Below are 13,499 nucleotides of genomic sequence, written 5' to 3'. Positions count from 1 at the left end.
AAAACAGAGGGAGTGGCTCCCTCTGTCGTTCATGGCTGCGGGTGCGAGAATATTACTCCACCTCGTTGTCGCTGCGGCCCTGGCTTTCGATGGCCTTGAGGTTGCCGAGGGTGGTATCGGCGATGGCGTGCAGCGCCTCGCGGGTCAGGAAGGCCTGATGGCCGGTAAACAGCACGTTGTGGCAGGCTGACAGGCGACGGAAGACGTCATCCGTGATCACCTCGTTGGACTTGTCGGAGAAGAAGAGGTCTTCCTCTTCCTCGTAGACGTCCAGCCCCAGGGCGCCGATACGGGAGGTCTTGAGCGCCTCGATGGCGGCGTTGGAGTCGAGCAGGCCGCCCCGGCTGGTGTTGATGATCATCACACCATCCTTCATCTTGGCGAACGCCTCCTTGTTCAGCAGGTGGTAGTTCTCCTTGAACAGCGGGCAGTGCAGGCTGATGACGTCGGACTGGCGGAACAGGGTGTCGAGATCCACGTATTCGGCCCCCAGCTCGATGGCCGCCTGGTTCGGATAGGGGTCACTCACCAGCAGCCGCATGCCGAAACCCTTGAGGATGCGCAGGGTGGCGATGCCGATCTTGCCGGTGCCGATAATGCCGGCGGTGCGGCCGTGCATGTTGAAGCCGACCAGGCCTTCCAGCGAGAAGTTGGCATCGCGGGTGCGCTGATAAGCCTTATGGATGCGGCGGTTGAGGGTCATCATCAGCCCCACCGCGTGTTCGGCGACGGCTTCGGGGGAGTAGGCGGGCACCCGCACCACTTTCAGCCCCAGTTCCTTGGCGGCGACCAGATCCACGTTGTTGTAACCGGCGCAGCGCAGAGCGATCACCCTGGTGCCGTTGGCGGCCAGCTCGGTCAGTACTTCCCGATCGGCATCGTCATTGACGAACAGGCACACCACGGGGAAGCCGTGGGCCAGCCGGGCTGTCTTGGCCTCCAGCCGCACGTCGAAGAACTCCAGCTCGTAGCCGTACTGGCTGTTGGCCTGATTGAAGTGATCCTTGTCGTAGCTCTTGGTACTGAAAACGGCGACTTTCATGGTGCGCTCTCCGCAAATAATGATGTAGTTAAATTACAACAAATCAGGCGCTTCATCACGGCTTAAATGGCGGCTGCTCAGCCCCACGGCATGATGGGAACCGCGCTCACTGCGCTTTTATACGAGCCATCCACCAATTTGGTGCTGTAGGTCAGATAGACAAGTGCCTTGCGCTTTTCGTCGTAAAAACGCACCACTTTCTGCTCCTTGAACACCAGCGAGGTGCTGACGTCGAACACCTCTTCCCCCGCCTTCAACTTGGCAGGCAGTGTGATGGGGCCAATCTGGTGGCACGACAAAGAGGCGTGAGAGGGGTCTTCCGCCAGCCCCAGCCCGCCTTTGACGCCGCCGGTCTTGGGGCGTGCCAGGTAGCAGGCGACGCCCGCGATGCGGGGGTCGTCGAACGCCTCCACCAGGATCTTGTGGTTGGGGCCCACCAGCTTGAAGGCGGTGCTCACCTCACCTATGGGATCGGCCTTGTCGGCCAGCGCCGGGCCGGCGAGCAGGGCCCCCAGCAGCAGGGGCAGGGCAGGACTCAGCCTGTTACTGAGCGTGTGGCGGTATGACATTGTCTCTCCTGTTGGTCTCCCTCAGTAGGGAATGCCCAGACGACGATAGAGGCTGGCCAGCACCCAGGCGGGGCCGATCAGCAGAAATTGCAGGTCGGCGAGGAAGGAGGGGCGTTTGCCCTCGATCCTGTGACCGACGAACTGGGCTATCCAGAGCAGCCCGAAACCCACCAGGGCGGGCCACAGCAGTGGCCCCTGCCACTGGTAACAGCCCCACAGTCCCAGCGCGGTCAGCACCGCCATCCCCACAAACAGGGGGAACGACAGCCGCAGATAGAAGGCCAGCACAGGGATGGCCACCAGCGCCGCCCAGTTGAGCGAGGACGGCAGCGGGCCGATCGGCAGACACCAGAGCAGCGCCAGCGAGCAGAGGTAGATGCCGGGCACCGCCACCTTGTGGATCGCCACATTGACGGGGTGCTGGTGGCTCTGGCCGTAGTCGCTGAACCATTCATCGAGTCGTTTCATGGCACCTCCCTGGTGCTGCGGGTTGAAACCTCTGCTGGCTGGCGTGTCCCTGGCCAGCCCTGCCATCGCCTCTGCGTTTTTCTGCCCGGGCGGCTTGAGCTATGTCACTGCGCCGGGTAATCCCAATGCAGAGGTAGGGGAGCCATACTGCGGTGGATAATCCCCACGGCCCCGTAGCCCATTATTGGGGTGGATAATCCCAATATTGGGCCGGAATACTCCTGAGCAAGGGGGTCATGTCCGGATTGGGCAGCGAAATGGTGACCCGCTGGTTCAGATTGGCGCTGGCGAGGGCCTCACGGATCTTGGGGTTCTCCCGGAAGAAGGTCATGAAGCTGCCATCGGCATAGGCGCGTTCCAGTCCGGTCTGGATCGCCTTGGCCAGCTTGGGAGACTCGGGGCTGACGAAGAAGAACTCGGCGAAGGGATAGCGGATCAGCAGGTGCTGATCTATCACCAGATTGGGATATTGCGCCACCAGTTCGCTGCGTTCGGCGAAGATCTCCACCAGATTGCGCGGGAAGAAGTCGAGCTTGTCACCGTCGTTGATCAGGCGAAACAGGTTGCTGTAGCGCCCGGAATAGGTGGGAATGCCGGCATTTTCCAGGATCTTGTTGTCGGCCCAGCCGACCCCCTGGGCCGCCTTCAATCGCTTGAGATCGGCCAGCAAGTTGACCTGATTGAACTTCTCCTGGGCATCGCTGTGGATGAAGGAGAGGCGCAACCCTTCCAGACCGCGAAACAGCGGGATGGGGACGGCGATGAGGGAGGATTCGAGTGCGCTGGAGGTGCCCATCCAGAACACATTGATGGTTTGGCCCTTGCCCAGCTGTTGTTGCAGGCTGTACTGGTTGAGGTTGAGCTCCACCTGCTGGATGCGAAATGGCTGTCCGGAGCGGGTCAGCGCCAGTTCCAGCAGCTTGAGCTGGTATTCCTTGTCGAGATCGTTGATCGGTCGGCTGGGGACCTTGACCGTGAGGGTCTGTGCTTGTGCCAGCAACGGCAGACACAAGCACAGTTTGAGGAACCATTTCACTCTCTGCTCTCCTGTAGATTCCGGGCTTGCCCGGAGTCTAACAGAAGTTGTCACTCTCTTGTGCGACGCCGTGATCGGGGCTCATGTGCAGCTTTTGGTCCGCATTTATCAACATAAACGCCGGTTCCTGCGCTGCACCTTGCCGACGACTTATCGCGACCGGCCAGTGACGGCTCTTCGCAGGATCAGGCGACGCGACGATACACGTGGGTATCGTTGAACTCCTTGGTACTCTGGCATTCGACGCAGAAGCGGGACTCAGGTCGAGCCTGCAGTCGCTTGAGGGAGATCTCGTCACCGCAGGATTCGCAGTAACCGAACTCTCCTTCGCCGATACGCTTCAACGCCCCTCTCAGCTTGCGCAGATGCAGCTTGTCATGCTCGATGCGGTTCAGCTCCAGACGACGGGCTTCCTCGATACTGGCACGGTCAATTTCATCTGCCATCTCGTTGGTATCGGTGGCGATGGCCTGGCTGGCCTGGGAGTTGAGGCGATCCTCGAGTTCGAGGATTTGGCGCTCGATCTGCCCCTTGTAAAAGGCCAGTTGGTCTTTAGTCATGAAATCACACATACGGTTTACTACCAGTCAGTTACTAACCCAATTATCCCTGTTTATGGGGGCTGTCTGCCTGCAGACCAAGCCCTGTGTCCTGCATTTGCACCAAATCCAAGCAGGAGAGTGCAAATCAGGGCGGGCCTTGTACCAAAAAAATGCAGGCATGCAAAGCAAATAGGGCAAGGATTGTGCGCCCTTGCAAAAAAATGACCCGATTCGGACAGGGTCTGACTGAGAACATGGGGGATCAGGCCCCCTCGTTGGCACCGGGATTGCAGTGAGCTTTGAGGGGGTCTGGGTGTTTAGTATTTGGTGCCGCCATGGTCATTATATGCACCGTTATTTATAGTTTTTTAAACACCACCGCTTGACATTGGCCATAACGGCGGGCTTTTATGGTGGTGTTGATTACAATTTGATAACAAGGGTGTTCCATATATTAGACACCCTTGCCAATGGCAATCGTAAAGTCGGGGTTTAACATGGACAGTATCAAGGGCTGGATGGAGAGCAATCGCATCACGGAAGTGGAGTGCCTGTTTCCGGATTTCACCGGTAATGCCCGAGGCAAGATCATTCCAGCCAACAAATTTTTGCGCGAAGGGGGCATGCGGCTGCCCGAGGTCATCTTCACCCAGACGGTGACCGGCGAGTACCCGGATGACGACAGCATGATAGACCCGCTGGAGCGGGACATGCAGCTCTACCCGGACCCCAACACCATTCGTTTCGTGCCCTGGGCGCTGGAGCCGACCGCTCAGGTGATCCACGACTGTTTCGATATCAATGGCAAGCTGATCGACATAGCGCCGCGCTCCGTGCTGCGTCGGGTCCTGTCATTTTATGAGAAACAGGGCTGGAAGCCGGTGGTGGCGCCCGAGCTGGAGTTCTATCTGGTCAAGCGCAACGAAGACCCCGACTATCCGCTGGTGCCGCCCGTTGGCCGCAATGGCCGACCCGAGACGGCCCGCCAGTCGTTCAGTATCGATGCGGTCAACGAATTCGACCCCATCTTCGAAGACATGTACGACTACTGCGAGGCGCAGGAGCTGGAAGTGGACACTCTGATCCACGAATCCGGTGCCGCCCAGATGGAGATCAACTTCCTGCACGGCGATGCCATCGATCTGGCGGATCAGGTGTTCCTGTTCAAGCGCACCATGCGTGAGGCGGCCCACAAGCACGGCATCTACGCCACCTTCATGGCCAAGCCGATGAGCGACGAGCCGGGCTCCGCCATGCACATCCACCAGAGCCTGGAAGATGTGGACGGTCGCAACCTGTTCGGCACGGAAAATGGCGGCAATACCGAGCAGTTCATGCACTTCATCGCGGGGCTGCAGAAGTACACCCCGGCGGTGACCGCCCTGCTGGCACCGAACGTCAACTCCTACCGTCGCCTCACCTTCGGCGAGAGCGCGCCGCGCAACGTGCAGTGGGGGGTGGAAAACCGCACCTGCGGCCTGCGCGTGCCCTTCTCCGAGGCCGGTGCGCGCCGCGTCGAAAACCGCTTCGCCGGGGCCGATGCCAATCCGTATCTGGCCCTGGCCGCCACCCTGGCCTGCGGCTACCTCGGCATGATGGAGAAGCTGGAGCCGCTGCAGGAGATGAAGTCGAGCGCCTATGACCTGCCCTACAGCCTGCCCCGCTCGCTGGAGGAGGCACTGAGCCACCTGGAGCAGTGCGAGCCCATCAAGGAGATGCTGGGGGAGCGCTTCATTCGTGCCTTCGTCGCGGTCAAGCGCAAGGAGTACGAGACCTACTTCGGGGTGATCAGCCGCTGGGAGCGGGAGTTCCTGCTGCTGAACGTGTGATCCGGCTGCGTGCTTGCCACGCGCCGCCCAGATACGGGGAGGCCGATGACGGCCTCTCCTGCTCATATGGAATCAACACACTGCCCGTGAGTGGCAGTGACAGTGAGCGCGCCAGCCGCCCTCACCGACGGACGAAAGATTCTCGCTTAAATCGAAGGAACCGAGGAGCAAGCAATGAAGCAGACCACACGTGAGTGGCAACAGCTGGATGCCAGCCACCACCTGCACCCCTTTACCGATTTTCAGGCGCTCAACAAGAAGGGCAGCCGCATCATCACCAAGGCCGAAGGTATCTATCTGGAAGACTCCGAAGGCAAGCGCATTCTGGACGGAATGGCGGGCCTCTGGTGCGTCAACATGGGCTACGGCCGGCAGGAGCTGGTGGATGCCGCCACCAAACAGATGCAGCAACTGCCCTACTACAACCTCTTCTTCCAGACCAGCCACCCGCCTGCGGCCGAGCTGGCGACCCTGCTGGCCGAGATCACCCCCTCCCATCTCAATCACGTCTTCTTCACCGGCTCAGGCTCGGAGTGCAACGATACAGTGCTGCGCATGGTGCGCCACTACTGGGCCAGCAAGGGGCAGCCGGACAAGCAGGTGATCATCAGTCGCCACAACGCCTACCACGGCTCGACGGTAGCGGGTGCCAGCCTCGGCGGCATGAAGGGCATGCATGCCCAGGGTGGCCTGCCCATTCCCGGCATAGTGCACATCGATCAGCCCTACCACTTCGGTGAGGGGCAGGGGATGAGCGCCCACGAGTTCGGTCTGGAGCGTGCCCGCCAGCTGGAGCAGAAGATACTGGAGCTGGGGGTGGACAAGGTCGCCGCCTTCATCGGCGAGCCTATCCAGGGGGCCGGCGGCGTCATCATTCCGCCCGACAGCTACTGGCCCGAGATCCAGCGCATCTGCGATCACTACGGCATCCTGCTCATCGCCGACGAGGTGATCTGCGGTTTCGGTCGTACCGGTCACTGGTTCGCCAGTGAAGGGTTTGGCATCAAGCCGGATCTCATGTGTCTGGCCAAGGGGATCACCTCCGGCTATCTGCCGATGGGGGCCGTGATGGTGGGCGACAGGGTCGCCAAGGTGCTGGTGGAGGAGGGGGGCGAATTCAACCATGGCTTCACCTACTCCGGTCATCCTGTGGCCTGCGCCGTGGCCATCGCCAACATTACGCTTATGCAAAACGAGAGCATAGTTAAGCGAATTCATGATAACATCGGCCCCTATTTGCAGCGCCGCTGGCGTGAGCTGGCCGACCATCCGCTGGTGGGAGAAACCCGTGGCAAAGGCCTGGTGGCCGCGCTGGAAATAGTGCAGGACAAACAGACCAACAGCCGCTTCCCGGCTGGGCTGCAGGCCGGTATGACCTGCCGGGAGTTCTGCTTTAACAATGGCTTGGTGATGAGGGCTGTCGGCGATACCATGATCATATCGCCCCCCTTGGTGATCACCGAGGAACAGGTGGATGAATTGGTCAATCTGGCCAGGCTCAGTCTGGATCTGACGGCTGCAAAGCTGAAAGGGTAGGCGAGTGCCGGGCAGGTTGGCTTGCGCATACAATTTGCTTAGGAGACAAGGACTATGTCTTTCAAAACGGGAATGATTGCCGCTTCCGTGGCGCTGGTCATGATGAGTGCCGGGGCGATGGCCGAGGACAAGGTGTTGCACGTCTACAACTGGAGCGACTATATCGCGCCGGATACCCTGGAAAACTTCCAGAAAGAGACGGGCATCAAGGTGGTATACGACGTGTTCGACAGCAACGAGGTGCTGGAAGCCAAGTTGCTGGCGGGCAGCTCGGGCTACGACATAGTCGTGCCGTCCAACCCCTTCCTGGCCAAGCAGATCAAGGCGGGTGTCTTCCAGAAGCTGGACAAGTCCAAGCTCTCCAATTGGCAAAACATGGATGTCGACCTGTTGAAGGCGCTCGAGCCGAGCGATCCGGGCAACCAGTACTCGATTCCTTACCTGTGGGGCACCATTGGCTACGCCTACAACGCCGAGAAGGTGAAAGCCGTGCTGGGCAAGGACGCGCCTGTGGACTCCTGGGATCTGGTGTTCAAACCGGAGAACATGGCCAAGCTGAAGGAGTGTGGCGTCTCCTTCCTCGACTCACCGACCGAAATGCTGCCGGCTGCCCTGCAATATCTGGGCTTCAAACCGGATAGCCAGAAGCCGGACGAGTTGAAGAAGGCAGAGGCACTGTTCCTCTCCATCCGTCCCTATACCGCCTACTTCCACTCCTCCAAGTACATCTCGGATCTGGCCAACGGCAACCTGTGCGTCGCGGTCGGTTACTCAGGTGACTTGCAGCAGTCCAAGGCGCGGGCGGCGGAGGCCAAGAATGGTGTGGCGCTGACCTACACAATTCCGAAAGAGGGGGCTGGCAGCTTCTTTGACATGCTGGCCATCCCGGCCGATGCCAAAAACGTCGAGGCAGCTCACACCTTCATCAACTACCTGATGAAGCCGGAAGTGATCGCCAGCATCACCAACGTGGTGCAGTTCCCGAACGGCAACAAGGCGGCGACCCCGCTGGTGGATGAGCCTATCCGTACCGACCCGGGTATCTACCCGAACGCGGAGACACTCAAGAAGATCTACACCTTCCCGGATCTGCCGGCCAAGGTGCAGCGTCTGATGACCCGCAGCTGGACCAAGATCAAATCAGGTAAATAAGTGACGAGTGCCCCTCCCGGTCCGCAGTTCGGCCGGGAGGGTGGTGACAACCCGACAGGTTGAACGGCGCGTATGGATGCGCAGCTGGCATACCAAAAAACATGAGGACTGAGATACGTGCACACAACCAAGATAGTGACTATGGCCCTGGCGCTGGGGCTGGCAAACGTGGCCCAGGCAGCCCCTGTGGTTCATTTTTACAACTGGTCCGATTATATCGGCGAGACCACCCTCAGCGACTTCCAGCAGGCAACCGGGATCCAGACCGTCTACGACGTGTTTGATTCCAACGAGACCCTGGAAGGCAAGCTGCTGACCGGACGCACCGGTTACGATCTGGTGGTGCCTTCCAACAATTTCCTGGCCAAACAGATCAAGGCGGGGGCCTTCCAGAAGCTGGATCCTGCCCTGCTGCCCAATCTGGCCAATCTGGATCCCGTGCTGCTCAAGCAGCTCGACAAGGTGGATCCGGGTCATCAGTACGCCGTGCCCTACCTGTGGGGTACCAACGGCATCGGTTACAACGTGGACAAAGTCAAGGCCGTGCTGGGAGTCGACAAGATTGACTCCTGGGCCATGATCTTCGAGCCGGAAAACATGCAGAAGCTGGCCCGTTGCGGTGTCGCCTTCCTCGATTCGGCCGACGAGATGATACCGGCGGCGCTCAACTACCTCGGGCTTGACCCCAACAGCCAGGATCCGGCCGATCTCAAGCGTGCCGAGAGCCAGCTGCTCAAGGTGCGGCCGTATGTGGCCTACTTCCACTCCTCCAAGTACATAGGCGATCTGGCCAACGGCGACATCTGCGTCGCGGCCGGCTTCTCCGGTGACATATTGCAGGCGGCGGCCCGTGCCGACGAGGCGGGCAAGGGGATCAAGATTGCCTACAGCATCCCGAAGGAGGGGGGCAACCTCTGGTTCGACATGATGGCGATCCCGACGGATGCCACCAATGTGAAAGAGGCGCACGCCCTGATCAACTACGTACTCCAGCCCGAAGTGATCGCCAAGGTCAGCAACCATGTGGGCTATGCGAATCCCAATGCCAAGGCGGGCGAGTACATGGACGAGAGCGTGCGCAATGACGAGTCCGTCTATCCACCCCAGGCGGTGCTGGAACGGCTGTATGTGCAGCAGGCACATCCCCGTGCGGTGCAGCGTCTGATCACCCGGAGTTGGACCAAGATCAAGTCCGGAACCTAACCTTGGCGCCCATCCTGGGGCGCCAGACTGTTTTATGGATCGGCCCAGGCCGGTATCACGTTTGGGAGTTTGGTAATGGCGATAGCCTCCAGTGCCTACAAGAAAGCCCTCGAGGGCAACCAGCAGCGCAAAGAAGTGCTGGTGAAGATTGACAGGGTAAGCAAGCAGTTCGATGAAACGCTGGCGGTCGACAACGTGTCACTCAACATCCACAAGGGTGAAATCTTCGCCCTGCTGGGGGGATCCGGTTCCGGCAAGTCGACCCTGCTGCGGATGCTGGCGGGATTCGAGCGCCCCACCGAGGGGCGCCTGTTCCTCGATGGCGTCGACATCACCGACATGCCGCCCTATGAACGGCCTATCAACATGATGTTCCAGTCCTACGCCCTGTTCCCCCACATGACGGTGGCGCAGAACATTGCCTTCGGCCTCAAGCAGGATGGCCTGCCCAAGGCCGAGATCGATGCGCAGGTCGAGGAGATGCTCAAGCTGGTGCAGATGACCCAGTATGCGCGCCGCAAGCCGCACCAACTGTCCGGTGGCCAGCGCCAGCGGGTGGCACTGGCCCGCTCGCTGGCCAAGCGCCCCAAGCTGTTGCTGCTGGACGAACCCATGGGGGCGCTGGACAAGAAGCTGCGTTCCAGGATGCAGCTCGAGCTGGTGGAGATCATAGAGCGGGTCGGCGTAACCTGCGTCATGGTGACCCACGATCAGGAAGAGGCCATGACCATGGCAGAACGGATCGCCATCATGCATCTGGGTTGCATCGAGCAGATCGGCAGCCCTATGGACATCTACGAGACTCCGGCCAGCCGGCTGGTGTGCGAGTTCATCGGCAACGTCAACCTGTTTGACGGCCTGCTGGTGGAGGATGAACAGGACCACGCCACCATCGCCTGTGCCGATCTGGAGCAGCCCATCTACGTGGGCCACGGCATCAGCTCCCGCGCCGAAAACAAGAAGGTCACCTACGCCCTGCGGCCGGAAAAACTCTTGATGAGCACCCAGAAACCGACCGAGATCGAGCACCCCGATTTCAACTGGACCAAGGGTGAGGTCTATGACATCGCCTATCTGGGCGGTCACTCGGTTTATCACATCCAGCTGCCTTCGGGCAAAATCGTGCAGGCCTTCATCGCCAATGCCGAACGCCACGGCAAGCGGCCGACCTGGGATGACCAGGTGTTCCTCTATTGGGAAGATGACAGCGGCGTGGTATTGCAATCATGAAGGCATTGAGACGACTGAAGCGACTGGGCGGGCGCCAGCTGGTGATCGGCGTGCCCTTCTTCTGGCTGTTCCTCTTCTTCCTGCTGCCCTTCATCATAGTGGTGAAGATCAGCTTCGCCGAAGCGGACGTGGCCATCCCGCCCTACACGGACGTGGTGAGCTGGGCCGACAATCAGCTCACCATCTTGCTCAACATGGGCAACTACCTGCTGCTGCAGGAGGATGAGCTCTACATAGCGGCCTATCTGGGCTCCCTCAAGATGGCCTTCGTCAGCACCCTGCTCTGTCTGCTGATAGGCTATCCCATGGCCTATTCCATTGCGCGGGCCAACAAGGAGACCCAGACAGTTCTGCTGCTGCTCATCATGATGCCGACCTGGACCGCGATTCTGATCCGGGTCTACGCCTGGATGGGGATCCTCAGCAACAACGGCCTGCTCAACAGCCTGCTGATGAGCATCGGTCTCATCAACGAGCCGCTGACCATCCTCAACACCAACCTGGCGGTCTATATCGGCATCGTTTATTCCTACCTGCCGTTCATGGTGCTGCCGCTCTACGCCAACCTGGTCAAACACGATCAGAGCCTGCTGGAGGCGGCCTCCGACCTCGGTGCCCGCAACCTGACCCGCTTCTGGCGGATCACGGTACCGCTCTCCAAGAACGGCATCATAGCCGGCTGCATGCTGGTGTTCATCCCGGTGGTGGGCGAGTTCGTGATCCCGGAACTGCTCGGCGGCCCCGAGACCCTGATGATCGGCAAGGTGCTGTGGCAGGAGTTCTTCAACAACCGTGACTGGCCGGTGGCGTCTGCCCTGGCGGTGGTGATGCTGGCGGTGCTGATAGTCCCGATTATCCTGTTCAACCGCAACCAGGCCAAGGAATTGGAGGGCAAGGTATGAAGCGTTTCGGTTTTGCCAAGCTGATGCTGTGGCTGGGGCTGCTGTTTATCTACCTGCCCATGCTGATCATGGTGATCTACTCCTTCAACGCCTCCAAGCTGGTGACTGTGTGGGGGGGCTGGTCGCTGAAGTGGTACTTCGGCCTGCTCGACAACAAGCAGCTGATTGGCTCTGTGTTGCGCTCGCTGGAGATCGCCTTCTATACCGCCATCGCGGCGGTGGCGCTGGGGACAATGGCGGCCTTCGTGCTGACCCGGATCCCGCACTTCCGCGGTCGCACCCTGTTCGGTGGTCTGGTGACTGCACCCCTGGTCATGCCGGAGGTGATCACCGGTCTGTCGCTGTTGCTGCTGTTTGTGGCCATGGCCCAGCTGATTGGCTGGCCGGCCGAGCGGGGCATGCTGACCATCTGGATCGCCCACACCACCTTCTGTACCGCCTATGTGGCGATCGTGGTGTCGGCGCGCCTGCGGGAACTGGATCTCTCCATCGAGGAGGCGGCCATGGATCTGGGGGCCAAACCCTGGAAGGTGTTCTTCCTGATCACCATCCCCATGATAGCCCCCTCGCTGGCGGCGGGCGGCATGATGTCTTTCGCCCTGTCGCTGGATGATCTGGTGCTGGCGAGCTTCGTCTCGGGTCCGGGTGCCACTACCTTGCCGATGGAAGTCTTCTCGGCGGTGCGGCTCGGGGTGAAACCCGAGATCAACGCGGTAGCCAGCCTGATCCTGCTGTCGGTGTCACTGTTCACCTTTGGCAGCTGGTATCTGATGGCCAAGGCGGAGAAGCGCCGCCGTGCCGAGATCGCCATGACCACCCAGATGCAGGCCGTCGCCTGACCCCGGGGAGGTTGATGCCGCAACACGGCTTGCACCAAAGCGTCAACAGCCCCTAAGATCCGCATTCTCTCATCCGTCAGGAGAATGGAATGCGGATCTCCCTCTTTATCGGCCAGAGCGCCGAGATGAATGCCGAACTGGCTCCCGCTCTCGTCAGTGCCATCGACAAGCATGTGGCAGGCAATCCCCTGTGGTGCAGTTTTTCTGGCCTGGAGGGAGATGAACAGAGCGACCAGCGCCATCACGGCGGCCCGGATCGTGCACTGCACTACTATCCCGCCGATCACTACCCCTGGTGGCACAACTGGCAAGCGGCGCTGGGCCTGGCCGCACCGCGCACGCCCTGGCAACCCGCCGCCTTTGGCGAGAACCTGTCCGGTCTCGGGCTGACCGAGGTTGAGGCCTGCATCGGCGATGTCTATCGACTCGGTGAGGCGCTGATCCAGATAAGCCAGCCGAGATCCCCCTGTTTCAAGCTCAACCAGCGTTTCGGCTATGGCCAGATGTCACAGGTGATGCAGCTCAATGGTCGTTGTGGCTGGCTGTTGCGGGTGCTGGAGGAGGGGACTGTCGCACCGCAGGAGACGATGGAACTGGTCGACAGGCCCTATCCCGCCCTGACGGTGAAACGCACCGCCGATATCCTGTTCAATCAGCTACGGGACGAAGCGGATCTGCTGTTGCTGCTGGAGAATCCGGCGCTCTCTCCCAATTGGCGCCAGCATGCGGCCAACTGGCTGGAACATGGGGTGGTGGCCGACTGGCGTCGCCGCTTGCTGGGGCCGGCCGAATTTCAGCTTCCCTAGGATGGGTTGGAAAAATGTCACGTCCCTGCACCCTTTCTGTGAACCCGGTGCCAAAGCGCTGAATAGTTGAACGAACGGCCATTTTTTTCCCTTAAAACACAAAAAAGGCTTGTGTCATGTCGGGGCATTAGGTAAATTCTCGCCCCGCAGACATCGGTGTGTAGCGCAGCTTGGTAGCGCACTTCGTTCGGGACGAAGGGGTCGGAGGTTCGAATCCTCTCACACCGACCATATTAGAAAAGGCCGCTCAATGAGCGGCCTTTTCGCATCTGGATTTTGCCGATCCCGGTACGGAATATCCTGCTGGTTGCTGGTTGCTGGTTGCTGGTTGCTGGTTGCTGGTTG

At 60.1% G+C, this 13,499-nt stretch carries 13 protein-coding genes and 1 tRNA gene; 9 read left to right on the top strand and 5 right to left on the bottom strand.

The window, feature by feature from the left end; genetic code table 11:
• Positions 1–52 precede the first annotated feature (52 nt).
• The 5 genes from ACM3N8_RS18340 to ACM3N8_RS18320 all read right to left on the bottom strand — a co-directional run bounded on the left by ACM3N8_RS18340 (position 53) and on the right by ACM3N8_RS18320 (position 3,687).
• On the bottom strand, positions 53–1,042 hold the full coding sequence (locus tag ACM3N8_RS18340; protein ID WP_241279333.1) for a 2-hydroxyacid dehydrogenase: 990 nt from the start codon (positions 1,040–1,042) through the stop codon (positions 53–55).
• A 77-nt stretch (positions 1,043–1,119) separates the two neighbouring features.
• Positions 1,120–1,611 carry a CreA family protein gene (locus ACM3N8_RS18335; RefSeq protein ID WP_290018719.1) on the bottom strand — a complete coding sequence of 164 codons (492 nt, stop codon included), beginning with the start codon at positions 1,609–1,611 and terminating at the stop codon, positions 1,120–1,122.
• A 21-nt stretch (positions 1,612–1,632) separates the two neighbouring features.
• Complete coding sequence (locus ACM3N8_RS18330) at positions 1,633–2,079, bottom strand: DUF962 domain-containing protein (protein WP_290018717.1); 447 nt, start codon at positions 2,077–2,079, stop codon at positions 1,633–1,635.
• A gap of 181 nt (positions 2,080–2,260) precedes the next feature.
• A complete protein-coding gene (locus ACM3N8_RS18325) occupies positions 2,261–3,115 on the bottom strand; it encodes a hypothetical protein (RefSeq protein WP_290018716.1) in 855 nt (284 codons plus the stop codon).
• A 185-nt stretch (positions 3,116–3,300) separates the two neighbouring features.
• Positions 3,301–3,687 (bottom strand): TraR/DksA family transcriptional regulator, encoded by a 387-nt coding sequence (locus ACM3N8_RS18320; RefSeq protein WP_042870327.1) that lies wholly within the window; start codon positions 3,685–3,687, stop codon positions 3,301–3,303.
• A 467-nt stretch (positions 3,688–4,154) separates the two neighbouring features.
• Here ACM3N8_RS18320 and ACM3N8_RS18315 point away from each other — a divergent pair, with 467 nt between their 5' ends.
• From ACM3N8_RS18315 to ACM3N8_RS18275, 9 genes are all read left to right on the top strand, one after another.
• On the top strand, positions 4,155–5,486 hold the full coding sequence (locus ACM3N8_RS18315; RefSeq protein ID WP_043142823.1) for a glutamine synthetase family protein: 1,332 nt from the start codon (positions 4,155–4,157) through the stop codon (positions 5,484–5,486).
• Between the two features lie 174 nt (positions 5,487–5,660).
• On the top strand, positions 5,661–7,022 hold the full coding sequence (locus tag ACM3N8_RS18310) for an aspartate aminotransferase family protein (RefSeq protein ID WP_241326179.1): 1,362 nt from the start codon (positions 5,661–5,663) through the stop codon (positions 7,020–7,022).
• Between the two features lie 54 nt (positions 7,023–7,076).
• A complete protein-coding gene (locus tag ACM3N8_RS18305; RefSeq protein WP_043142817.1) occupies positions 7,077–8,174 on the top strand; it encodes a polyamine ABC transporter substrate-binding protein in 1,098 nt (365 codons plus the stop codon).
• Positions 8,175–8,315: 141 nt separating this feature from the next.
• The gene (locus ACM3N8_RS18300; RefSeq protein WP_241279475.1) at positions 8,316–9,377 is read left to right on the top strand and encodes a polyamine ABC transporter substrate-binding protein; all 1,062 of its coding nucleotides are present in this window, start codon (positions 8,316–8,318) and stop codon (positions 9,375–9,377) included.
• A gap of 75 nt (positions 9,378–9,452) precedes the next feature.
• A complete protein-coding gene (gene potA / locus ACM3N8_RS18295) occupies positions 9,453–10,607 on the top strand; it encodes a polyamine ABC transporter ATP-binding protein (protein WP_042870317.1) in 1,155 nt (384 codons plus the stop codon).
• The gene (locus ACM3N8_RS18290; RefSeq protein ID WP_290018713.1) at positions 10,604–11,509 is read left to right on the top strand and encodes an ABC transporter permease subunit; all 906 of its coding nucleotides are present in this window, start codon (positions 10,604–10,606) and stop codon (positions 11,507–11,509) included. The genes potA and ACM3N8_RS18290 overlap by 4 nt, the downstream gene beginning before the upstream one ends.
• Positions 11,506–12,348 carry an ABC transporter permease subunit gene (locus ACM3N8_RS18285; RefSeq protein WP_290018712.1) on the top strand — a complete coding sequence of 281 codons (843 nt, stop codon included), beginning with the start codon at positions 11,506–11,508 and terminating at the stop codon, positions 12,346–12,348. The genes ACM3N8_RS18290 and ACM3N8_RS18285 overlap by 4 nt, the downstream gene beginning before the upstream one ends.
• Positions 12,349–12,437: 89 nt before the next feature.
• Entirely contained in the window at positions 12,438–13,154 is a 717-nt protein-coding gene (locus ACM3N8_RS18280) for an MOSC domain-containing protein (protein WP_043554204.1), read from the top strand.
• Between the two features lie 154 nt (positions 13,155–13,308).
• A tRNA-Pro gene (locus ACM3N8_RS18275) sits at positions 13,309–13,385 on the top strand.
• Positions 13,386–13,499: the final 114 nt, after the last annotated feature.

The sequence above is a fragment of the Aeromonas sp. A04 genome, from assembly GCF_047780465.1.
GTDB lineage: Bacteria > Pseudomonadota > Gammaproteobacteria > Enterobacterales > Aeromonadaceae > Aeromonas > Aeromonas bestiarum.
This window is presented reverse-complemented; position numbering and strand designations above follow the sequence as displayed.

Bases quoted from the DNA above. Each gene is read 5' to 3' on its own strand.
- ACM3N8_RS18340 (WP_241279333.1), bottom strand. From the start codon at position 1,042: ATGAAAGTCGCCGTTTTCAGTACCAAGAGCTACGACAAGGATCACTTC.
- ACM3N8_RS18335 (WP_290018719.1), bottom strand. From the start codon at position 1,611: ATGTCATACCGCCACACGCTCAGTAACAGGCTGAGTCCTGCCCTGCCC.
- ACM3N8_RS18330 (WP_290018717.1), bottom strand. From the start codon at position 2,079: ATGAAACGACTCGATGAATGGTTCAGCGACTACGGCCAGAGCCACCAG.
- ACM3N8_RS18320 (WP_042870327.1), bottom strand. From the start codon at position 3,687: ATGTGTGATTTCATGACTAAAGACCAACTGGCCTTTTACAAGGGGCAG.
- ACM3N8_RS18315 (WP_043142823.1), top strand. From the start codon at position 4,155: ATGGACAGTATCAAGGGCTGGATGGAGAGCAATCGCATCACGGAAGTG.
- ACM3N8_RS18310 (WP_241326179.1), top strand. From the start codon at position 5,661: ATGAAGCAGACCACACGTGAGTGGCAACAGCTGGATGCCAGCCACCAC.
- ACM3N8_RS18305 (WP_043142817.1), top strand. From the start codon at position 7,077: ATGTCTTTCAAAACGGGAATGATTGCCGCTTCCGTGGCGCTGGTCATG.
- ACM3N8_RS18300 (WP_241279475.1), top strand. From the start codon at position 8,316: ATGGCCCTGGCGCTGGGGCTGGCAAACGTGGCCCAGGCAGCCCCTGTG.
- potA (WP_042870317.1), top strand. From the start codon at position 9,453: ATGGCGATAGCCTCCAGTGCCTACAAGAAAGCCCTCGAGGGCAACCAG.
- ACM3N8_RS18290 (WP_290018713.1), top strand. From the start codon at position 10,604: ATGAAGGCATTGAGACGACTGAAGCGACTGGGCGGGCGCCAGCTGGTG.
- ACM3N8_RS18285 (WP_290018712.1), top strand. From the start codon at position 11,506: ATGAAGCGTTTCGGTTTTGCCAAGCTGATGCTGTGGCTGGGGCTGCTG.
- ACM3N8_RS18280 (WP_043554204.1), top strand. From the start codon at position 12,438: ATGCGGATCTCCCTCTTTATCGGCCAGAGCGCCGAGATGAATGCCGAA.